This is a genomic window from Gordonia sp. NPDC003376, from assembly GCF_053589235.1.
Genome location: NZ_JBSFRM010000009.1, coordinates 179,693 through 200,790, shown reverse-complemented (window position 1 = coordinate 200,790; position 21,098 = coordinate 179,693). Strand labels below are relative to the sequence as shown.

The window sequence follows — 21,098 nt, the reverse complement described above, 5'->3', positions numbered from 1 at the left end:
ACCACGCCGAGCGACTCCATTACGATCGCATGCGCACCCTCAATCCGGAGGAGGCACTCACAACCTGAGCTCTCCGGAAACGCCGGGGTGGATCACCTCGAGATCGAGAGTGGGTGGCACCTTTTGCGGTCGTCCTGATTGACGGTTCGTGAAACAGATTCTATCGACCACAAGAAAGAGCTCAGATTTCAGGGCTCGAGCCCACCTGACGCTCGCGGCCCCTGAAAGAACAAAGACTCAACACAACCGCCACGCACATCCACAGAAACCATGACTCGGCGTAGTGCTCTTGCTGACACGATTGGTCGCACCATCGAACCCGGCCTCACGATCACCCATACCGCCGTCCACGCCCAGGAGCGCGCTCCCCTTCCGCCGGCTACCGCATCGCCGCCAGAGTCGAGATACTGTCAAGACCTGTGGATGAGGTGGTTTCAGGCGGTGGCCGCATCGTGATCGGCCGACTTGCCGTCTGGTTCGACCAGCTTCCCCTTCTCGAAGGTGGCGCCTTCTCGCACGAATTTGACGAGGTGTGGTGTGGTTGACCGCACGCCATGTCGATTGGGCGGCTTCGATCAGCTTGTAGGCCATCGCGAGACCCGCGGCGCGTGATCCTGGTCCTTTGGTGCACAACCGGGCCGTGGCGAAGGTGACTCGATCGGGTTGGTGGACCGCAGATGCATCAAGTGCGCGGCCGAGTACCGGTAGAGCTGCAGCAACACGTCAAGATCGTCGATGATCTTGGCGACCGCTTTCGGATACCTTGCCCCGTATGCCTGTTCGAACTGTTTCGCGGCCGTGCGGGCATGGTCTTCGGCTTCGGCGTTGCAGATTTCCTGCATCGCTTTGATCGCATTCGGGTGCGCCGATTTCGGTTGCGCAGCAAGTGCATTGGCTTGTTTGTGAAACCAGCAGCGTTTCTCACGGGCCTCCGGGAAGACCTCGCGGACCGCCGCCCAGAACCCCAGCGCACCATCCCCGAGCGCCGGGTTCGGCGCGGCCATCCCACGACGTTTGCACGACCGCAGCAGATCAGCCCCGACTCACTCGATTCGCGGTACCCGTCAGCGAGTGCGATCAACTCCTTGCGGCCGTCCGCACGCACTCCGATCATCACCGGCAGACACAGTCTCTCCTGCTCGAGCCGTACCTTGAGATGGATGCCATCGACCCACATGTAGACGTAGTCAGCAGTGATGGCTTGGTCGGCGAATGCGGTGGTCTGTTTCTGCCACTGGGCAGTGAGCCGGCTGATCGTGGCCGTTGAGAGTCCGGCACCCGAACCCAGGAACTGTTCGGGCGCGGGCCCACAATCGCCCGAGTACAGTCCACGAAGATACAACGGTGGCAGCACCGCGGAAATCTCCAGGCTCTTGCGCGCCCACGCTGGCAGGATCTTCGACGAAAACTTCTGATGTTCAACCATTTCGGGGCTAGTGCGTTTGTCGTTGACCCGTGGGGCTTTCACCGTGAGCGCACCGGCAGCGGTCATCACCTCTCGCTCGTGGTGGTGTCCATTGCGCACCACGAGGCGGTGCCCGTTCTCGTCGAGCTGGGGCTCGTTTCCGGGAGTGGACTCTGACCCACACCACGTTCCCGTACGTTTTCCTCGATGCGACCTACTGCACGGGTGAAGGTGGGTGCGCACGTCGTCTCCCAGGCGCTTGTGGTGGCGACCGGGGTGTCGATCGACGGTACCTGCGAGGTCCTCGGTACCGCGGTCGGTGATAGTGAGTCGTTCGAGCTCTGGCGCTGGTTCCTCGCGAGCCTCAAGACCGAGACGCCGAAGTGGTGTGGTGTACCGAGGTGTACGGACATCAAACGGCGAGCCGACGTCGTGGAGACCTTCCCAACCCGGCAGCGTTTCTCCGTGTGGCGACCGCTGTGGCGATCGAGTAGCACGACGAGTGGCAGGTCACCTATACACGCATGACCAGGGTCAGACTGTGCTCGACCAGCAGCACTGCCACTCCACGCTCCGAGACCGCTCGGACGTGACCGACAACTCCCGAAGGCCACGATCCGTGATCTGAGACACATCGCGGCGTTCCGGGCCCCATCAGCGTCGGAGCAAACGTGAAGGCCGTTCGGACGATGCCGGGAAATCAGGTCCGCAGCGCTGACACTCGACACGGCCGCGGGTCTGTTTCAGGATGATCTCGAACGCGTGGCCGAAACTCTGGACACTGCTCGTCGATCTGCTGCGGACGCGGACCCGGTCAGCAACGTGACCTTCGGCGGAAACGAGGAAGCCCTGACCCGGATTTCTCCGGCCAGGGCCTCTTCTGCAATCTCAACCTTGCGTCGGGGTGGCGGGATTCGAACCCACGACCTCTTCGTCCCGAACGAAGCGCGCTACCAAGCTGCGCCACACCCCGTGTGTGGAACCTCGACTAGGTTACCCCCTACCGACTCAAACTATTAAATCGCCTGGTCAGGCGACACTTTGCGACAGTTTTGTGCCGAGTTGGGCGATATGCCCTCAGATCACTTCGGTGAATCCTCCGCCTTTACTACGATCAATTCGGACAGCACCCGCGCGTGCACAGCGAAAGGACGTTTCATGAGTGAGTCCAACACAGACAGAGAGATCAACTCCGCGACCAAGGAAGGCTTCGCGGTCGGCATCTCGATCGTGGCCGCTGCCCTGCTCTTCGTCGCCGGCATCGTCGCCGTCTTCCAGGGGATCTCGGCGGTCAACCAGGACAACCTGCTGGTCTTCACCAACGACTACATCTTCAAGTTCAACCTCACCTCGTGGGGCTGGATCCACATCGTGCTCGGCATCATCGCGGTGATCGTCGCCGGTGGCCTGGTGGTGGGCAGCGACTGGGGCCGCGTCGCGGCCATCCTGATCGCGTCGCTGTCGATCATCGCGCAGTTCCTGTGGCTGCCGTACTACCCGGTGTGGGCGATCATCATCATCATTCTCGACGTGATCGTCATCTGGGCGGTGGCCAGCTGGAAGCCGCGCGCCGACGGCCTGTGAGGGCACTGACGTCCAGAACGTGAAAAACGCCGGGCCGGAAGCGATCACCGATCGCTTCCGGCCCGAGTCGTATGAAACGTTGCTCGTGCAAGCTCAGTCCGAGGCCGCGGCGCTCTTCGCGAAGTCGTGCAGGAACAGTGCCTCGGCGACCGCCATGTTCTCGATCTCGGTCGGGTCCACGCTCTCGTTGGGGGCGTGGATCAGGCAGCGTGGCTCCTCCACACCGAACAGCATGATCTCGGCGTCGGGGAAGGTCTCGGCGAGCACCGTGCACAACGGGATCGACCCGCCCTGCCCCTGCTGCTCCACGTCCCGGCCGTATGCGGCGCTCAGCGAGCGGATGAGCGCATCGAATGCGGGGCCCGACGTGGAACCGGAGAACGGCGCACCGATCGCCTCCCGTTCGACCGAGACCCGCACATTCCAGGGCGCCACCTCTCTCAGGTGGGCGATCAGCGCGTCCTGCGCTGCTTGCGGATCCATGCCAGGCGGCACCCGTAGGTTGATCCGGGCCCGCGCGCTCGCCTGCACCGCCGCCGACGACCCGACAACCGGCGGGCAGTCGATGCCGAGCACGGTGGCAGCCGGCCGCGCCCACACCATCTCCGCGATCTTCCCGGTACCCAGCACCCCGACCCCGTCGAGAACCGTTGCATCACTGCGGAACTGTGATTCGGGATAGTCGATGCCATCCCATTCCTGGTCGGCGTCGAGTCCGCGGACGGTGGTGTTGCCGTCCTCGTCGCGCAGCGTCGCGAGCATCGCGATGAGCGCCGCGAGGGCGTCCGGCGCCGCACCACCGAACATGCCGGAGTGCATTGCCGAACTCAGGGTTTCCACACCGACGACGACGTTGGCGATACCGCGCAGACTGGTCGTGAGGGTGGGCCGGCCCACCTCGATGTTGCCCGAGTCCAGGATCAGGATCGCGTCGGCGGCCAGCAGGTCCGGGTGCTTCGGCACGAAGTCCTCGAGGCCGCCGGAGCCCTGCTCCTCCGACCCCTCGCCGATGATCTTGATGGTCACCGGCGGATCCCCGGCCAGCGCTCGCAGGGCCGTCAGGTGAACGGCGATGTTTCCCTTGCAGTCCGCCGCGCCGCGCCCGTACCAGCGGCCGTCGCGTTCGGTCAGGGTCCAGGCCGGCGAGTCCCACAGGGCCGGGTCGAGGGCGGGCTGTACATCGTGATGAAAGTAGAGCAGGACGGTCGGGGCGCCGGGCGGTCCGGGGATGTGCCCGGTGACCGCCTGTGAACCGTCGGCGGTCACATGGGCCGCGACGTCACGCACCCCGATCTCGGTGAACGCCGTCTGCAACCACGTGACCAACTCCGCACAGTCCGGCGGGGGCGGCTGGGCGGGGTCGTAGACCGACCCGAAGGCCACCATCTCGGCCAGATCCTGCCTGGCCCTGGGCATCAGCTCCTGTACCCGTGCACGGATGCCGTCGACATCGGTCCGGTCGGTGTTCTGCTCGCTCACATCGCCTCCTGGTATCCGTCCCATCCTCGCAGGTGTCAGGGCATCACGCCCGGACCGTCGTCGAGATCGGCGAGCGGGTCGAGCACCGGTCGCGGCGGTTCCGGCAATCGCGACAGGCCCGGCGGGCTGCCGACCCCGCCCGCACGGGACTGCTCCCGGAACTCGCTCGGGGTCAGTCCGAATCGGCCCCGGAACCGATTGCGCATGGTGGCAACGGAACTGAATCCCGACAGTCGTGCGACTTCCTCGAGCGTGATCATCCCGGCCCGCGCGAGCAACTCTCGCGCCTGGTCGAGTCGCCGGGAGGTGATCATCGCGGCCACCGAGTCTCCGGCACCGGAGAACTGGCGGTACAGGTGCCGTCGGCTGATGTGCAGGTCGCGGGCGATCGAGTCCGCGGAGAACGTGGGATCGGCGAAGTTCTCCTCGATGAGTTCACGGGTGGCCAGCCGCACCGACAGCGCATTGTCGCGCCCACGGTCCATGTCGTGGCCGACGTTGCCGAGCAGGTTGCGGATCAGGTTGAGCCCGGCTTCCTCGAACTCGGTGTCCACCGACGCCGGATCGGTCACCGCGGTGTAGCAGAGCCGGCGGATGAACTGGGAGGTCGCTCGCCCCAGGAGGTTGTCGGCAGCGAGAACGCCACCGTTCCAGCGACTTCCGCCGACATCACCCCCCAGCAGGTCGAACGGGATGACCACGCCGGTCAGATCACCCGCGGTCGGCAGGCTGAGGGTGAGCGGCATGTCGGTCCGAGCCGCGACGAGTTGCCCTGCGGTGTAGGTGTTCTCGTTGTGCCCCTGCCGCGCGACGAACCCGCCGGGGATGCTGCGGACGAACACGTAGACGCCGGGCTTCCCGTTGCGGGCGATGTGTTCGGTCTCCCGGACCACACTGCACGCCGTGTAGAGCCCGCACAGGCACTGCATCAGCGACAGCTCACGGTGGTACATCCACGCCTCGAAGGTCGCCGGGTCCCAGCAGTCGAATCGCCAACGACGCTCTGCCGCCATCCCGTTGCGACCGCGCAGGTGGGTGACGTCGTCGAGACCCTTGGACATGGTCAGCCCGATCTCGCGACGCCAACGGGCCACCAGAAGCGGATCGAGGCCCTGGTGCTGGGAGATCATCGGGCGCCCCCGACGGTGTCGCCGGGCGGCGATCCCGGCTGCGCCGCGCCACCGAGCGTGTCACGCCGATACTCGTTCGGCGTCATGTCGTACTCCGCCCGGAATCGATTGCGCAGGGTTGCCGCGGACGTGAACCCACTCGCCGCAGCGATCGCCTCGAGCCCAGCATTCTCCCAGTGCGACAACAACTCTCGAGCACGCTCCAGACGTCGGGTGGCGATCATCGTGGCCGGCGTCTCGTCGATGTCGGCGAAATGCCGGTACAGATGCCGGCGACTCATGTGCAGCGCCTTGGCGATGGACTCGGCCCCGAAGGCCGGATCGCGGAAGTTCTGCTCGATCAGGGTTCGGGTGGCCTCCCGAACGAACACCGGACGGTTCTGCAGGTCGGCGAAGGTGTCGACGGCCTGGCGCTGCCCCACCGCCGCCCGGACCAGGTCGATGGCGGCCAGCTCGGTGTCCGGGTCGACATCGGCGCCACGCACCGCGACGTCGTAGGCGAAGTTGCGGACGAACGCCGCGGCGGCGCGGGCGAGGGGGGTGTCGGCGACCACCGGCGCCAGTGCCGCCTGACCCGCGGTGGTGTCGCGCCCCAACAGCTCCAGCGGAATCCACAGCCCGGCCAGATCGGCGACAGAATATGCAGTGTGCTCATACGGCTCACTGTTGTTGAGCACCAGCAGGTGGTTGGGGTGCCGATACTGCAGTTCCTGCCCGGCCTGGCGCAGCAGCCCGCCGCCGGCGAATGTCTGGGTTCCGACGATGGCGTACTGCGAGGGATACTCGTCGATGAGCGCCGGGTCTCGTCGCATCGTGCACGGTGTCCGGATCAGCACGTAGACGAGCAGATCCGAGAGCGGACGCCAATAGGCCACCTCGTCGAACCCCGTCGGATCATCGACCACCATCTCCACCGCGGGGAGATAGTTCGCCAACCCGTCGGCCCCGGTGCGCCGGAACAGCCGCGTCGAGTTGTCGCCGATCGGGTCCAGGGCCCCGATCTGGGTCTGCCAGTCGCGGATCCGGTCCGGCGACAGTCGCTGCGAAGTGGACATGGCCGGATCAGTGTGTCGAGCGCGTCCACTGGGGCAGGACCACGAGCGAGGCCACCAGGAAGCACAGGGCACCGATGAAGGTGCCGGTGTTGGCGAGGGTGTTGTCGATGGTGTTGCCGTTGGGGGTGATGTATGCGCCGACCGCCGACACACCGAAGGCCACGCATCCGAGGAAGTTGATGACGCCCGACCACCACCCGATCCGGCCCGGATCCCATGCCTTCGCGGTGTGCGAGTAGGCCACCAGGACCATGACGCCGGAAATGAGGAAGGCCACCGACCCGCCGGCGTCCGGGGACCACACGAGATGCTTCTCGGCGGGGAGCGTGTGCGCGGCCAGGGCCGAGGTGGTGGAGACGTTGAACAGGATGGTGCCGAACGACTGGGTGGAGGCGGCGAGCCACTCGGCCCGCACCATGCGGCCTGGCGCATAGTCGACCGCGACGCTCACCGCACCGCTGTTGATCAGCTGGATCATGCCCGCATAGGTGAAGAACCAGGCGCCGACGAAGTAGCAGAGGTTGGCGTTCGACGCCCCCATCCACTGACCGATCCAGGGTGCCGAGCCCAGTGCGAACAACGCCGAGCCGATCATGAAGCCCCAGCACTGTTTGGTCAGTGTCGGGGCGAGGAGCAGCACCTTCCAGCGGGGAGTGGCAGCCGCCGGGGTCTGGGCGGTCACAGAGGTCATCACAGGATCCTGTCGTGCATCAGCGCGTATCCGCGGGGAATCCAGAGGAATCGGTCATCTGCGCGAAAACCCGGCACGGACGGGCGAGTCCGCCCGTCCGTGCCGGCAACGACGCTCAGTGATGGAAGTGCGACCCGGTGCCCTCACGCGGCATCGGCGTCTCGAGTGCGTCGAGGAACGCGATCTCGCTCTCGATGTCACGGAGCAGGGCGGTGGCCAGGTCGTGGCTCAGGCCCGCCCGGACGACGACGCGCTGCAGGGTCTGGTTCTCCAGGCCCTCGGCGTTCGGGTAGGCCGGGACCAGCCAGCCCTTGAGGCGCAGGCGATCCGACAGGTCGAACAGGTTCCACTTGTCGGTGTAGCCCTCCTTGAGTCGCCACGCGAACACCGGGATGGTGTCGCCTCGGCTGACCAGCTCGAACGGGCCGAGCTTCTCGATCTGACCCGACAGGTAGGTCGCGACGTCGATCGACCCCTGCTGGATCTGGCGGTAGCCCTCACGGCCCAGACGCAGGAAGTTGTAGTACTGCAACAGAACCTGTGCGCCGGGACGCGAGAAGTTCAGGGCCAGGGTGGGCATGTCGCCACCGAGGTAGCTGCAGTGGAAGACCATGCTCTCCGGCAGGGCCTCGGTGTCACGCCAGATGATCCAGCCCAGACCCGGGAACACCAGGCCGTACTTGTGACCGGAGGTGTTGATCGACACCACGCGCTCCACGCGGAAGTCCCACTCCAGCTCGGGCTGGCAGAACGGGGCGACCATGGCACCGGAGGCACCGTCGACGTGGATCTTGATGTCGAGGCCGGTCGACTCCTGGATCTCGTCGAGCTTGGCCGCGATCTCCTTGACCGGCTCGTACAGGCCGTTGTAGGTGACACCGACGATCGCGACCACGCCGATGGTGTTCTCGTCGACGTACTTCTCGAGCTCGTAGCCGTCGAAGACGGGGTGCTCCTCGGAGACCGGCACCCAGCGGGGCTCGACCTCGAAGTAGTTGAGGAACTTCTCCCAGCACACCTGGACCGCCGTGGACAGCACCAGGTTCGGCTTCTCGATCGACTTGCCCTCCGCCTTGCGGCGGGCCTGCCAGTGACGCTTGAGCGCCAGACCGCCGAGCATCGCGGCCTCCGACGACCCGATGGTCGAGGTACCGATCGACTTCGAGACGTCCGGGACGTGCCACAGATCGGCGATGATCTTCCAGCACCGGTCCTCGATCGCCGCGGTCTGCGGGTACTCGTCCTTGTCGATCATGTTCTTGTCGTAGGTCTCGGAGTACAGCTTCTTCGCCTCGTCGTCCATCCAGGTGGAGACGAAGGTGGCGAGATTGAGCCGCGCGTTCCCGTCCAGCATCGCCTCGTCATGGACGATCTGGTATGCGGTCTCCGGCAGGCTCAGGCCGTCGGGGATGGTGAACTTCGGGAACTCGGTCGCCTCGCCCGGTCGGACGAAGACCGGGTTGATGATGTGCGACTCGGTGGAGTTGGTGGTCGCGCGCGCATTGGTGTGCTTGGACAAGGCTGCTCCTTGAGTGAGTGATACGAAATCGACGGGGTGTCAGGGCAACTCGTAGTCGGATCAGTGCAGTCCGGAGACCTCCTAGACCTCGACAGGTGGGTACAGACGATCCATGTTGTACTGCCGGTTTCGTCGGGCCGCGAGGGTCGTGATCGCGAGGAACACGAACATCAGGGCGACCACCACGGCGAGCGCGATCCAGAACCGCTGGTCCACACCGCCGACGGTGAGTTGCCGCAGTCCGGTGACGGTGTAGGTCATCGGGTCGACCCAGTGGATGTACTGGAACGGTTTGGTGGTGGTGGGAACCGGATAGATGCCGCCCGCGGAGGTCAGCATCACCATCAGGAAGGCCAGGGTCACCACGCGACCCACGGCTATGTCGAAGACGGCGTCGAACATCTGGATCATCGCCATGAACATGGCGACCATCAACAACATGAAACCGTATGTGGCCCACGGATGGACTGGTTTGAGTCCGATTGCGAACACGGTGACGAGGTAGAGGATCGTCGCCTGCAGGACACCCACCGCGAAGGTCGGCGCATACGAGGCCAACACCACGCGGAAGGAATTCAGGCCCTGGGCGATCGGGCGTGCCTGCAGCGGCTTGAACAGCATCCACGCGATGATGCTGCCGACGAACAGCGCGAGTCCGAAGAAGAACGGGGCGAAGCCGGTACCGAAGGTCTTGGCCTCGTTCAGGGTGTTCTCCTGCAGTGCGACCGGCTGACCGAGGGTCTTGGCCAGGGCGGCCTTCTGCTGATCCGACCAGTGCGGGATCATCTTGACGCCTTCGTCGACGCCGGTGGCGAGTTGCTCGGTCCCGGCCGCCAGCTGGGTGGTGCCGCCGGCGAGTTCGTCGGCACCCGCGCTGAGTTCACCGAGACCGGTGCTCAACTGGTCGGCACCCGAGCTCAGTTCCCCCGCGGCGGTACGCAGGCTCTGAATGTCGTTGCGCAGTCCGCCGTTCTCCGACAGTGCGAGCACCGTCCGCAGCGGACTGTTCGGGTTGGACAGCTGTTCGGCGAGCATGTTCGTGTCGGAGCGGACCTGGCTGATCTGGTTGCTCGCATTCGGACCGAGCCCCTGGGTGCCGAGAAAGGTCTTCACCGGCGAGAGGGTCTGCGCCAGTGCGCGCATGTTGGGGTCGGCGCTGCGCTGTAGCTGGGCGAGCGCCGTCGAGACCACCTCATAGGCCTGCGACTGACCGTTCGCGGCCTGGTTCAGCTGGGTGCTGACCGTGCCGGTGTTGGTGGCCAGGCGATCGGCCGTGGCGGCGAGCTCCGCGGCGGTGATCCCCGTCTGGTCCTGGCCGAGCGCGTTGAGCAGCGGGGTGGTGGCCTTGTCGACCACCCCGTCGAGCTCGCCGAGGGCGCCGGCGAGCTGGGCGGCTCCGTCCTTGGCGGTGACCAGGTTGGTGGCCAGCTCATGCGCGCCGCTGTTGGCGGTCTTCATGCCGCTGTTGAGCTGGTTGACGCCGGACTGCACCTGCTTGAGCTTGGGTGTCAGGGCGGTAGCCTCGTTGAGCACCACATCGAAGGTCTGCTGGCCGACCTGCGCGCCGACCTGCTCGATGACCTGCAGCGCCGCGTCCTGCCCCATCACGGTGGAGAGGTAGTTGGTGGCGTCGTTGTAGGTGAAGATCAGCTGTGCCGAGTGCGGGTCGTCGGTGGTCGCCGAGGTCAGCGACTCGCTGAAGTCCTCCGGCAGGGTGATCGAGAAGTAGTACTTGCCATCGGAGACGCCCTTCGCGGCCTCGTCCTCGGACACCAGCTGGAGGTCGAGCTGCTTGGAGTCGACCAGCCCCGAGACCACCTGGTCACCGGCCTTGAGTTCCTTGCCGTCGATGGTGGCACCGCGGTCGGAGTTGACGAGCGCAACCGGCAGCTTGTTGACGGCGTCGAACGGATTCCAGAACGCCCACAGGTACAGCGCGCCGTACATCAGCGGCATCAGGATGATGACGATGAGCGCGAGCCGGGGCATCCGCCCCCGGTAGTACCTCTTGAAATCGCTACCCGGAGAGAAAGCGGCGAGCATCTGGTCAGTTCCGATCTTCTTGTTCGAGTTTCACGAATTCGTTGTCGGTCAGGTTGTCGACCGTGATCACGTCTCGGAGCGCGAGGTCCGGGAATCCCCCGTTGACGTCGGCGGTGATGACGGTCTGCTCCTGGCCGAGGTCCACCAGGCGGGCCATCAGCTTGTGCGCGCTGTCGACACGGGCCAGACGATCCACACCGCCGACCACCAGCAGCGGCGGCTTGCGTACGTTGGCCACCGCGATCCGGAACAACGCGGCGGTCAGCTCGGGCAGCTCTTCGACGTAGGCCTCGAGCGTGGGCAGGGAGTAGGGACCGAACACCGGACGGCAGATCCGTTCGAGGTCGTCCTGCTTGGCCGGGGCGACCCACTTGTACCAGGGGGCTGCCCACCGGATGGTCTCGGTGACGACGTCACGGACCCGGATCGTCTGCTCGATCTCGTCGACCTCGTCGATGTAGGCGATGGCGGCCTGTTTGAACAGGTGCTGTGCGTTGTTGGTGTGCCCGAACGAGTGCAGGTGCCCCTTCGACGGCTTCATCCGGCCGGCGAGGGTGAGCAGCAGTGCCGTACGACCGCGGCCACCCGAACCCACGAGAACGGTCACGCCGCCCGGTCGGACCGAGAACGAGACCGGACCGTAGATGTGGCCCCAGGAAGCACTGACCTCGATGTTGTCGGCAACCAGCAGTGGGGTGTCGTCCCCGCCGCCGGCGATGGGAGCGATCGGCGCGGTGACCGCGGCGTCACCTCCGTCGGGCAATGTCACGACGTCATACCTTTCTCATGCGGGCGCAGGATGTCCCCGGTGAGCCGTTCGATCGGCGCCACGAACAGCCGAGGCCTCACGCAAGGACCACCACGGCCATCTAATCCCAGCGCGAGGCCTTCCACCACCGGACCAAAGTCACCCATTGCGGACAATGTCACCCGGCCGAGAACAGCCGCCGGTCCCGACGATCCGGACTGCCGACGGCGCCGCACAGTGGGATTTCCGCAGGTTGGAGCGGAGCTCTGAAAGGCCGCACCGGATGGACCTCCCAGGCCACCATGAATGCAAATCTGAGCACGCTACCACCAAACATGAGACACGGTGAAACGATCGACAGCAATCGAGCCGTTCACGGCAGCCGATTCGCGAAGAGCCCCCGCGAAGCGTGACACAAATCCAGCGGCTTCACGTCACAGATCGCACAGTGCGCGGGATCGATCTCCCACCGCGGACACGGCGCTCGGGCTTCAGTCCTCGTCCGGGTCCCGTGACGAGGCCGGCTCGTCGGCCGGAGTGCTCGCCGCCGTCGCATACGACTCGGCGAACGACACCCGCGGCGTCGTGGCGGCATGGAATGCGGCCATGATCCCGAAGAACAGCGCCGCCAGACCGAACAGGGCCGCGAGCACCAGCGAGGTGCCGTGCACGGCGGCCAGTACCATCCCGTCCCCACGCGTGACCAGCGCACCGATGGCACCGATCACCGCGGCCATGAGCGCCCACGCGGCGCTCCGCAGGCGCGGTGAGACGGTGGAGGCGAAGAACAGTCGCTGATACAGCGTGGTCTCGAATTCGTCGACGGCGGCGAGCCGTACGGCGTCGTCACGGGCGATCTCACGGAGGTCGCGTGACAGCAGCACTCCCTGACGCAGCCGTTGCGTGTCCCTCCCTGCCACGTACGCGTAGGCGACGACCCCCACGACGACCACGAACCCCACACTCGCGAGCGCATACCCAGAATCCACACGGCCACGCTACCGCGAGGTCCGGGTCGACTATGAGGCACATCACCCCGCGCGTTTCGGAGACGTCCGGGCGACCGCGGTGGGGCGAGGACCCGGACCGAGCTCCCGGCCGCGAACACAGATCGAACCGGGCCGCGCCCGGGACCGGCCACCGCATGCGTCCGGCGTATCGAGGACCCGGCCGCCGACGACCGGGTCCTCGTCCTCCCTGGCAGGGCCACTGCGCGGGAGGCCGCTGCCAGGAAGGACACTGCCAGGGAGGACGCCGCCAGGAAGGCGAGATACGGCCTCAGACGCGCACGGTCAGCGTGTGGTCGATGTTGCCACGCGTGGCCTTGGAATACGGACAGAAGGCGTGGGCACCCTCGGCCAGTTCTCTGGCCTTGGCCTCGTCGACCCCCGGGATGTAGGTCTCGATCTCGACCACCAGCCCGAAGCCGCCGTCGGCGGGATCCTTGCCGATCCCGACCGTGACGGTCACCGTCGAGTCGTCGGGCACCGGCGAGCCGGCCTGCTTGGAGGTCGCGCGCAGCGCGCCGAGGAAACATGCCGAGTAACCCGCCGAGAACAGTTCCTCGGGATTGCTGCCCTCACCACTGCCACCCAATGCCGCGGGCGGACGCAGTTCCAGGTCGATCCGGCCGCTCTCGGACACCACTTCTCCGTCGCGACCGCCACCGCTTGCCTTGGACCAGACACGGTATGCCGGTTCGATTGCCATGTTCACTCCCAATCGGATAGTCGGGCGCCGACGGGCGAGTGCGAGTGACGGCGCCACCCTCGATCGTGTCAGATCGATCGGACCGAACACACCGTCGTCGGAGGAAAGGCAGCCCACCCGGGAGACCGAGTGCGCATCCGGTCAGGAGTCGCGACAGTCCGGGCACAGTCCCCAGAACGTCACCTCTGCCTCGTCGACCAGATAGCCGTGGTCGTCATCGGGGTCGAGGCAGGGCGCCTGTCCGACGACGCAATCGATGTCGACGATCTGACCGCAGGAACGGCACACCAGGTGATGGTGGTTGTCGTCGGTCCGGGCCTCGTAGCGGACGGGCGAGCCGGCCGGTTCGATCCGTCGGAGCAGACCGTGTTCGGCGCAGGCGTGCAGTACGTCGTAGACGGTCTGGGTGGATACACCGCCCAGACGTCGGCGAACTCCGGTGGCGACGATGTCGGCGGTGGCGTGGGGATGTTCCTGCAAGACCTCGAGCACCGCGAGCCGGGGTGCGGTGACCCGCAGACCCGCCGCACGGAGTTGTTGCCGGAAGTCGAGCTCGCCTTGCATGCACTCCACCATAATCCTTTCCGGAACCAGTCCAGTCTGGAGTGGGCTGGGGCACAGCCGTCAGCGTGCGCGCAACATCCGCGACGGTCGCATCCGGGTGGATTCCGGCAGCCAGCGGTCGACGACGCGGCGCAACGTCATGACCCCGGCCACGATCAGCAGCGCGAACTGCAGCCAGCCGAGCACCACCGCCCCCGACCACAGCCCCGGGTAGCCGAAGAACAGGTCGATCCCGACCGGGATGCACAGCAGGTGCACCACCACGATCGTCAGGAAGACGTTGCGGCAGTTGCGACTGTGACGGGTGGCCGCGGCCACCAGGAACAGGTACTCCCCGATCGGCAGCAGCACCATGATCACCAGCGCGATGATCGGCAGGACGTCGGCGTAGGTGTCGATCTGATCGCCGGTGGGCTGGCCGTTCGGGGCCGAGACCGCATCGGTGAGCATGCGCGAGCGCAACAGATCGCCGATCGTGGACCGGTCGACGATCCCGTAGACCCACACCATCAGACCGGCGATCGTCGACCCCCACCAGGCGATCCGGGCGTGCACCACGAGCGCCACCGGCGCCGGACCCGGGTCGGTGGGCCGACCCGGGTACAGATTCGCCTCGTCGGCGTCCCGGGAGCGGCGTCGCAGTTGCGCGAGGTCCTCCGCATCCAGCTCCGCCTGGGTGGGGATGCGCTCCGGGTCTGACCGATCGGCGGGATCGGTGGGGTCGGTCATGACTGCATTGTCCTCCCGTCGCCGCCGATGGCGAGCATCCGTCCGATCGTCGCCTGCCACAGGGTGCCGTCGGCGGCGATGGTCCCGGTCAGCTCGAGCGGTTCGTCGGCGGGCGCGACCCCCACCTGGCGACTCACCACCCGGCGTCCGGTCGCGAAGTCGGTGGCCAGGTAGTACACCGGTCCGGCCTGCTGGATCGCGCCCGGCACGTACGGCCCGTAGCCGAGTCCGTGGATCAGTCCGTCGGCGCGGGACAGACGCGGCAACGACGCGAACCGGTCGCCGTTCTCCCACACCCGCCGGCACCCGGTGGGACTCACGTCGATGCGGGTGGACCCGCCGGTGAACCCGGCGTTCGACGGTTGCGCCGGTCCGGTCACGGCCATCGGCGGGTACTGATAGCCGTAGGTGCTCGGGATCACCAGCGAGTCGCCCCAGGCCATCGGCGAGTTCTCGGTGCCCTGGCCGGAGGTGCCGAAGGCGGGCATCCGGCACACCAATCGGCCCGTGTCGCTCTCGCGCACGAGCAGCGAGGGCCTGGGGTCGGCATTGTCGACGATCGCCACCCATCCGTCACCGCCCGGACCGAAGTAAGTGGGCGTGGTACCCGACCCCCAGGTGAGCTGCCCCGGACGCCGAGCCGGACCGCGATCATAGATCTTGCGCCACAGCACCTTCGGGGTTCCATCGGCCTGCGTCCACATCTCGTAGAGGGCGTGCGTGGTGAGCACCGACACTCCCCCGGGCCGCACACTGAGGCCGTTGCCCAGCTGTTCGCCTGCCGGCAGGTGCGTCGACCGGATGCGGCGGTCGGCACCGACGACCCCGATCACCCCACGTGTGGTGGCAAACCAGATGCGGCCCTGTCGGTCCGGGGCCAGTCCGGTGACGGCGTCGCCGGCCGGGATGTGCGCCGATACGTCCACCCGATCGTCGACCGACACCCGGTACCCGTGCGCGGTACGTCGATGTCCCACGAACAGAATCGAATTCGACCCATCTGCCACCACCACCCGGTTCCCGCCGTCGAGGTAGCCGTAGACCCCGCCGAGCAGACCGCCCTTGCGGAGGCCGACGCTCGCGACCGGCGCTGCGGTACGTGGGTCGAACAACACCACCGACGGCACCGCGAAGCCACCGGTCCGTGGGTCGCCGATGAACTCGGTGCACAACGACACCGGCATGCCGTCGCTGCCGATGAAGGTCGCCGCGCAGGCCCCGCCCGGAACCGACGAACCCCGGACCCGGGCCCGGGGTCCGGGTCCCGGGTTCGGGGTGGAGTCGGTGGATGCGAGGTCGCCGTGCATGAGCGAGGTGCCCACCGGCCCCAGGATCGGGGCGCCCGGGTCGGCGGGGGCGGTGGTGGGCGCGGCACCGGCGGGCGCCGGGGTCATCACCGTGGCGGAGATCGCGGCCGCCGCGATCACCGCGGCCACGACCGTCAGGCCCTTGGGCCCGAACAGGCTTCGCCCGTGGACCTTCCGTCGCAACGATTCCCGCTCACGTCGTCCGGTCCCCGACCGCCACCGCATCATGTCCCCAGTATCAGCGATCCAGTTCGGTCAGCAAGAAGTTCGTCGCCGGTAGCAGCGTGGTGAGCATCGGCAGCGCGTGGTTGACCACCAGGCCGGGGAAGATCGGCGGAATGGTGTTGGTGATCAGCCGGACGTCGGCGCCCTGTGCCTTCCAGTCCCGGTAGAGCTGAACGACCTGGCCATATGGGATCACGTCGTCGGCGACGCCACCCTCCAGCAACACCGGGGCGTTGGGCTTGAGCCGCCCGATCCGCTGGTCGCCGACCACCTGCTGCACCTCCGGATGCGCCTTGATCACCGACGAGAGCGGTTGTCCGGTCCGTGTCCAGGAATCGGTTCGCTGGAATCCGAAACCCAGGGCGGTGTCGCCGATGCACTGGGTGGACAGACGCTCGAGCGCATTCTTGCCCGTGGCGTTGGTCTCGCGTTGCACGACGTCCTCCACGATCGGATAACGGGCCTCGAGACCGTTGATCGCATACCCGATGCCGCCGGAGATCGCCGTGCCGTCGATCTGGTCGATCACCTTGGCCAGGTCGGCCGGCGGTGCCCCCGCGTAGGTGGCCTTGACATTCAGGTCCTCGGCGTAGGTCCCGGCGAGCTCGGCCGCCGACGCCGCCGCCCCGCCGCCCTGCGAGTAGCCGGAGAACGCCACCGGCGCGTCGCCCGGTGCGCCCGACACCCGGAGTGCGGCGCGGGCGGCGTCGAGCATCGCGTGGCCGGACTCGGCGCGGTTGACGTAGGTGTGGACGCCGGGGGTGCCCATGCCGATGTAGTCGGTGATGGTCACCCGCACCCCGTTGAGCAGCAGCAGGTACATGTCGGGAGCGGTGTAGTTGACCGCGATGCTGGGTTTGGTGACGTCGACGGCCATGGGCAGCGCCATCATCTTGGAGCCGGCGCACTGATCACCCTGGCCGACGGTGCCGGGGCCGATCACCACGGTGGGCCGCGGCCCGCGACCGCGCCACGGGGCCGTCGGTTCGATGACGGTGCCGGTCACCGCGGCGGGCGATCCGTCCTGGTAGGTCGAGGTGTACATGATCCGGGTGGCGGTCCCCGGCCACTGGTTCGGCACCCCGGGGATCTGCAGCAGCAGCGGCGACGGCTGGCTCCGGATGATCGATCCGGGCGTCGGGTCGAACGACGCGGGCGGTGTGTAGAAATCGGCCGCCTGGGCCTGCCCGGCGGCCGCCGTCAGGCCGGTCCCGACCACCGCGCCTGCGGTGAGCACCGCCGCCCAGCGTCGGGTCCAGGTGCCCGACCCACCCCGGCGTGACCGGGCCATGCGTGAAGAGGAGTTCCCCCGAAACTTCGTCATGGACCGTAACCTACCGCACAGTAGGGTCGGGGTGTGTGACGAGGGTCGCTTCTACCGCGTCATCGTGTCAGATGCATCGTTCTCGATGACGCGGCGCACGATCACGCGACCGGGGAACCGCCTCAGACGAACACACCGATCGCCGACACCACGATCAGACCGGTCACCGAGAGGATCGTCTCCATCGCCGACCAGGTCTTGAAGGTCTGGCCGACCGTCATCCCGAAGTACTCCTTGACCAGCCAGAATCCGGCGTCGTTGACGTGCGAGAGGAAGACCGAACCGGCTCCGATCGCCAGGACGACGAGCGAGATCTGGGTGGACCCCAGGCCGTCGACCAGGCCGAGCATCAACGACGACGCGGTGATGGTGGCAACCGTCGCCGAGCCGGTCGCGACGCGGATCAGGGCCGCGAGCACCCACCCGAGCAGGATCGCCGAGATGTTGGCGGCCGATGCCCAGTCGGCGAGCTGGGTGCCGATACCGGTGTCGACGAGGACCTGTTTGAAGCCGCCTCCCGCGGAGACGATCAGCAGGATCGCCGCGATCGCGGGCAGCGCCGACCCCACACAGGACGAGATCTCGTCGCGGCCCATGCCGGAACCACGGCCGAGGGTGACCATCGCGACGAGCACCGCGATCAGCAGCGCGATGAGCGGGGTACCGAGGATGTCGAGGATCTCGCGCAGCCACTGTCCGTCGTCGAGGAAGATCTCCGCGAGCGCCTTGCCCAGCATCAGCACCACCGGCAGCAGGATGCTGGCCAGGGTGATCCCGAAACCCGGTCGGCGGCGTGGCTTGTCGTCGTCGGCCGGTCGAGGCGTTCCGGAACCGGCGGTGCCGGGGTCGGCGTCGAAGGTGTGCGGGGCGTCGACGACGACCCACCGTCCGGCGAGCGACCCGAACAGCGGCCCGGCGACGATGATCGTCGGGATCGCCACGGCCACACCGAGGGCCAGAGTGAGGCCGAGGTCGGCGCCGAGGGCATCGATCGCGACCAGCGGGCCGGGGTGCGGGGGTACGAAGCCGTGCATCGCCGACAGCCCGGCCAGCGCCGGGATGCCGATCGGGATCAGGCCGATCCCCGACCGCCGCGACACCAGGTAGATGACCGGCATCAGCAGCACCAGACCGATCTCGAAGAACATCGGCAGCCCGATCACCGCGCCGACCAGCGCCATCGCCCACGGCAACATCCTCGGACTCGCATGTCCGACGATGGTGTCGACGATCTCGTCGGCACCGCCGGAGTCGGCGAGCAGCTTGGCGAACATCGCGCCGAGCGCGATCAGGATGCCCACACCCGCCGCAGTCGCCCCGAAGCCCTTGGTGAACGAGTCGAGCACGGTCGGAACCGATTCCCCGGCAATGATTCCCACGGTTGCCGCGCCGAGGATGAGGGCGAGGAAGGGATGGATCTTGACCCACGTGATCAGGAGGACGATCACGGCGATACCGGCGAGTGCGGCGAGCACGAGGTGCCAGCCGGAGGCAACGGGTTCGGGTAGGTCGGCGCCGGCGGCGAGCAGAGCAGCAGTGTGGTTCATCGGTCTCCTCCGGCGATCTCGGGTGCGGTGACGACGCGTTCGACGATGGCGTCGACGTCGCGGTCGACGTCGACCACCACGCCGCGTTCGTCCGGGCCGAGGCCTTCGAGGGTGTCGAACTGCGAGGCGAGCAGCGACGTCGGCATGAAGTGCCCGGGCCGGGTCGCCTGACGCGCCGAGATCACCTCGAGCGTGCCGGTGAGGTGGACGAAGACGACGTCGGGGCACGCCGCGCGCAGGCGGTCACGGTAGACGTGACGCAGCGCCGAGCAGCTCATCACCCCACCTGCCGGGTGCCCGGCCAGCCAGGTGCCGATGTCGTCGAGCCAGGGTGCCCGGTCGGCGTCGGTGAGCGGTTCACCGGCGCTCATCTTGGCGATGTTGGCCGGCGAGTGGAAGTCGTCGGCGTCGGCGAAGGGCACGCGTAGCCGCTGTGCCAGTGCCGCGCCGACCGTGGACTTCCCGCTCCCCGACACCCCCATGACCACCACTGGTCCGCTCATCACCACTCCTCACGTCGATGTGCTCGTGGTCACATATCTTGACTCAAACGTATGACTATTGCAAGTAAATTAGCGAGGAACGTATGTCTTTACCTCTCTCCGGTCGGCAATGAGAAGATGAAAAGGTGACCCAGGACACCAGCCCCGGAGCCTTGCACGACCACGTGCTCACCGCAGTCGGCACCCGCATCGCGACCGGTGCCCTCACCGAGGGAGATGTACTGACCCTTGACGGGATCTGTTCGGAGTACGCGGTGTCCCGCACCCTGGCACGGGAGGCCATCCGGGTGCTGGAGTCGATGGGGCTGGTCACCTCACGCCGTCGCGTGGGGATCACCGTGCAACCGGCCACGCGGTGGAACGTCTTCGATCCACGGCTGATCCGGTGGCGCCTCGACGGCGACGGGCGCGCCGAGTTCCTGGTGACGTTGTCGGAGTTGCGGCGGGGCGTGGAGCCCGCGGCCGCAGCGCTGGCCGCCGAACGCGCCGACGACCATCATTGTCGGGTCCTCGCCGCCGCGGCGTCGGATATGGCGATCGCCGCCCGCACCGGCGATCAGCAGTCATACCTTCTGGCCGACAAGGTCTTTCACCAAACGCTGTTGGCGGCCGGCGGAAACGAGATGTTCCGCGCCCTGACCGGTGTGGTCGACGAGGTCCTCGCCGGACGTACACACCACGGGATGATGCCCGAGACCCCGAATCCGGTCGCGATCGCGCTCCACGACGATGTCGCCCGCGCCATTCGCCTCGGCGATCCCGAGGCCGCCGAGACAGCGATGCGCGCGATCGTCGACGAGGCCGCACAGGCTGTCCACGACGACCCCACCGCCGACCACCGGACAGTAGATGATTGAGCAGCGACCACGCATCGCCACCGGTGCTGATTGAGCCGGGACCGAGCAGCGCAAGGACCCCCAAACGGTGATTGAGCCGGGACCGAGCAGCGCAAGGACCCCCAAACGGTGATTGAGCCGGGACCGAGCGAAGCGAGGACCCCCAAACGGTGATTGAGCCGGGACCGAGCGAAGCGAGGACCCAAGTCGAAATCCCCGCACCCTACGTCGGATACGTGACCACCACCAAAGTGGTCGCGTTGACGAGCCCGGCCGACAGAGGTTTCGACACGCCTCGTCGCTCCGCTCCTCCTCAGCTCAACCACCAACCGCCCGTTGCCGATTGAGCCGGGACCGAGCAGCGCAAGGACCCCCAAACGGTGATTGAGCCGGGACCGAGCGAAGCGAGGACCCGAGTCGAAATCCCCGCACCCTACGTCGGATACGTGACCACCACCACAGTGGTCGCGTTGACGAGATCGGCCGACAGAGGTTTCGACACGACTCGTCGCTCCGCTCCTCATCGGCTCAACCACCAACCGCCCGTTGCCGATTGAGCCGGGACCGAGCAGCGCGAGGACCCCCAAACGGTGATTGAGCCGGGACCGAGCGAAGCGAGGACCCGAGTCGAAATCCCCGCAGCCCACGTCGGATACGTGACCACCGCCACAGTGGTCGCGTTGACGAGATCGGCCGACA

Annotated in this window: 17 protein-coding genes, 1 tRNA gene and 2 pseudogenes; 3 read left to right on the top strand and 17 right to left on the bottom strand. The window is 66.9% G+C overall.

The genetic code is table 11. The features are described 5' to 3' along the window. Positions 1–434 precede the first annotated feature (434 nt). A pseudogene (locus tag ACWDUA_RS12120) lies at positions 435–1,555 on the bottom strand (IS256 family transposase); the annotation flags it as partial. Positions 1,556–1,560: 5 nt separating this feature from the next. Between ACWDUA_RS12120 and ACWDUA_RS12115 the strand changes: the two are divergent. Beyond that, positions 1,561–1,801 (top strand): annotated as a pseudogene (locus ACWDUA_RS12115) (transposase); the annotation flags it as partial. Between the two features lie 503 nt (positions 1,802–2,304). Here the strand turns inward: ACWDUA_RS12115 and ACWDUA_RS12110 are convergent. Beyond that, positions 2,305–2,378 (bottom strand) — tRNA-Pro (locus ACWDUA_RS12110). A 185-nt stretch (positions 2,379–2,563) separates the two neighbouring features. On the opposite strand from ACWDUA_RS12110, the gene ACWDUA_RS12105 reads away from it, so the two are divergent. Then, complete coding sequence (locus ACWDUA_RS12105) at positions 2,564–2,989, top strand: DUF7144 family membrane protein (RefSeq protein WP_449751245.1); 426 nt, start codon at positions 2,564–2,566, stop codon at positions 2,987–2,989. A gap of 93 nt (positions 2,990–3,082) precedes the next feature. Here the strand turns inward: ACWDUA_RS12105 and ACWDUA_RS12100 are convergent, their stop codons facing one another. From ACWDUA_RS12100 to ACWDUA_RS12030, 15 genes are all read right to left on the bottom strand, one after another. Further along, a complete protein-coding gene (locus ACWDUA_RS12100) occupies positions 3,083–4,492 on the bottom strand; it encodes a M20/M25/M40 family metallo-hydrolase (protein WP_449751244.1) in 1,410 nt (469 codons plus the stop codon). Positions 4,493–4,503: 11 nt separating this feature from the next. Beyond that, complete coding sequence (locus ACWDUA_RS12095) at positions 4,504–5,598, bottom strand: helix-turn-helix domain-containing protein (protein ID WP_449751243.1); 1,095 nt, start codon at positions 5,596–5,598, stop codon at positions 4,504–4,506. Beyond that, on the bottom strand, positions 5,595–6,653 hold the full coding sequence (locus tag ACWDUA_RS12090; RefSeq protein ID WP_449751242.1) for a helix-turn-helix domain-containing protein: 1,059 nt from the start codon (positions 6,651–6,653) through the stop codon (positions 5,595–5,597). The genes ACWDUA_RS12095 and ACWDUA_RS12090 overlap by 4 nt, the downstream gene beginning before the upstream one ends. Before the next feature lie 7 nt (positions 6,654–6,660). Further along, positions 6,661–7,344 (bottom strand): hypothetical protein, encoded by a 684-nt coding sequence (locus ACWDUA_RS12085; protein ID WP_449751241.1) that lies wholly within the window; start codon positions 7,342–7,344, stop codon positions 6,661–6,663. Positions 7,345–7,459: 115 nt separating this feature from the next. Further along, positions 7,460–8,863, bottom strand: coding sequence for a glutamate decarboxylase (locus tag ACWDUA_RS12080; protein WP_449751240.1), 1,404 nt, complete (start codon positions 8,861–8,863; stop codon positions 7,460–7,462). Positions 8,864–8,944: 81 nt separating this feature from the next. After that, positions 8,945–10,906: a YhgE/Pip family protein gene (locus ACWDUA_RS12075; protein WP_449751239.1), complete on the bottom strand. Its 1,962-nt coding sequence runs from the start codon at positions 10,904–10,906 to the stop codon at positions 8,945–8,947. 4 nt (positions 10,907–10,910) lie between these two features. Next, entirely contained in the window at positions 10,911–11,669 is a 759-nt protein-coding gene (locus ACWDUA_RS12070; RefSeq protein WP_449751259.1) for an ATP-binding cassette domain-containing protein, read from the bottom strand. A gap of 476 nt (positions 11,670–12,145) precedes the next feature. Continuing rightward, positions 12,146–12,643, bottom strand: coding sequence for a hypothetical protein (locus ACWDUA_RS12065; RefSeq protein WP_449751238.1), 498 nt, complete (start codon positions 12,641–12,643; stop codon positions 12,146–12,148). A gap of 289 nt (positions 12,644–12,932) precedes the next feature. Then, a complete protein-coding gene (locus ACWDUA_RS12060) occupies positions 12,933–13,364 on the bottom strand; it encodes an organic hydroperoxide resistance protein (RefSeq protein ID WP_449751237.1) in 432 nt (143 codons plus the stop codon). 141 nt (positions 13,365–13,505) lie between these two features. Next, entirely contained in the window at positions 13,506–13,928 is a 423-nt protein-coding gene (locus ACWDUA_RS12055) for a Fur family transcriptional regulator (protein ID WP_449751236.1), read from the bottom strand. 60 nt (positions 13,929–13,988) lie between these two features. After that, the gene (locus ACWDUA_RS12050; protein WP_449751235.1) at positions 13,989–14,657 is read right to left on the bottom strand and encodes a hypothetical protein; all 669 of its coding nucleotides are present in this window, start codon (positions 14,655–14,657) and stop codon (positions 13,989–13,991) included. After that, entirely contained in the window at positions 14,654–16,051 is a 1,398-nt protein-coding gene (locus ACWDUA_RS12045) for a hypothetical protein (protein ID WP_449751258.1), read from the bottom strand. Before ACWDUA_RS12045 ends, ACWDUA_RS12050 begins: the two co-directional genes overlap by 4 nt. 151 nt (positions 16,052–16,202) lie before the next feature. Next, positions 16,203–17,480, bottom strand: coding sequence for a lipase family protein (locus ACWDUA_RS12040; RefSeq protein WP_449751257.1), 1,278 nt, complete (start codon positions 17,478–17,480; stop codon positions 16,203–16,205). 155 nt (positions 17,481–17,635) lie between these two features. Then, positions 17,636–19,060: a GntP family permease gene (locus ACWDUA_RS12035; RefSeq protein ID WP_449751234.1), complete on the bottom strand. Its 1,425-nt coding sequence runs from the start codon at positions 19,058–19,060 to the stop codon at positions 17,636–17,638. After that, complete coding sequence (locus ACWDUA_RS12030) at positions 19,057–19,563, bottom strand: gluconokinase (protein ID WP_449751233.1); 507 nt, start codon at positions 19,561–19,563, stop codon at positions 19,057–19,059. Before ACWDUA_RS12030 ends, ACWDUA_RS12035 begins: the two co-directional genes overlap by 4 nt. Positions 19,564–19,688: 125 nt before the next feature. Here ACWDUA_RS12030 and ACWDUA_RS12025 point away from each other — a divergent pair, with 125 nt between their 5' ends. Beyond that, positions 19,689–20,420 carry a FadR/GntR family transcriptional regulator gene (locus ACWDUA_RS12025; protein ID WP_449751232.1) on the top strand — a complete coding sequence of 244 codons (732 nt, stop codon included), beginning with the start codon at positions 19,689–19,691 and terminating at the stop codon, positions 20,418–20,420. Positions 20,421–21,098 lie beyond the last annotated feature (678 nt).

Bases quoted from the DNA above. Each gene is read 5' to 3' on its own strand.
- ACWDUA_RS12105 (WP_449751245.1), top strand. From the start codon at position 2,564: ATGAGTGAGTCCAACACAGACAGAGAGATCAACTCCGCGACCAAGGAA.
- ACWDUA_RS12100 (WP_449751244.1), bottom strand. From the start codon at position 4,492: ATGGGACGGATACCAGGAGGCGATGTGAGCGAGCAGAACACCGACCGG.
- ACWDUA_RS12095 (WP_449751243.1), bottom strand. From the start codon at position 5,598: ATGATCTCCCAGCACCAGGGCCTCGATCCGCTTCTGGTGGCCCGTTGG.
- ACWDUA_RS12090 (WP_449751242.1), bottom strand. From the start codon at position 6,653: ATGTCCACTTCGCAGCGACTGTCGCCGGACCGGATCCGCGACTGGCAG.
- ACWDUA_RS12085 (WP_449751241.1), bottom strand. From the start codon at position 7,344: ATGACCTCTGTGACCGCCCAGACCCCGGCGGCTGCCACTCCCCGCTGG.
- ACWDUA_RS12075 (WP_449751239.1), bottom strand. From the start codon at position 10,906: ATGCTCGCCGCTTTCTCTCCGGGTAGCGATTTCAAGAGGTACTACCGG.
- ACWDUA_RS12060 (WP_449751237.1), bottom strand. From the start codon at position 13,364: ATGGCAATCGAACCGGCATACCGTGTCTGGTCCAAGGCAAGCGGTGGC.
- ACWDUA_RS12055 (WP_449751236.1), bottom strand. From the start codon at position 13,928: ATGCAAGGCGAGCTCGACTTCCGGCAACAACTCCGTGCGGCGGGTCTG.
- ACWDUA_RS12050 (WP_449751235.1), bottom strand. From the start codon at position 14,657: ATGACCGACCCCACCGATCCCGCCGATCGGTCAGACCCGGAGCGCATC.
- ACWDUA_RS12045 (WP_449751258.1), bottom strand. From the start codon at position 16,051: ATGACCCCGGCGCCCGCCGGTGCCGCGCCCACCACCGCCCCCGCCGAC.
- ACWDUA_RS12040 (WP_449751257.1), bottom strand. From the start codon at position 17,480: ATGGCCCGGTCACGCCGGGGTGGGTCGGGCACCTGGACCCGACGCTGG.
- ACWDUA_RS12035 (WP_449751234.1), bottom strand. From the start codon at position 19,060: ATGAACCACACTGCTGCTCTGCTCGCCGCCGGCGCCGACCTACCCGAA.
- ACWDUA_RS12030 (WP_449751233.1), bottom strand. From the start codon at position 19,563: ATGAGCGGACCAGTGGTGGTCATGGGGGTGTCGGGGAGCGGGAAGTCC.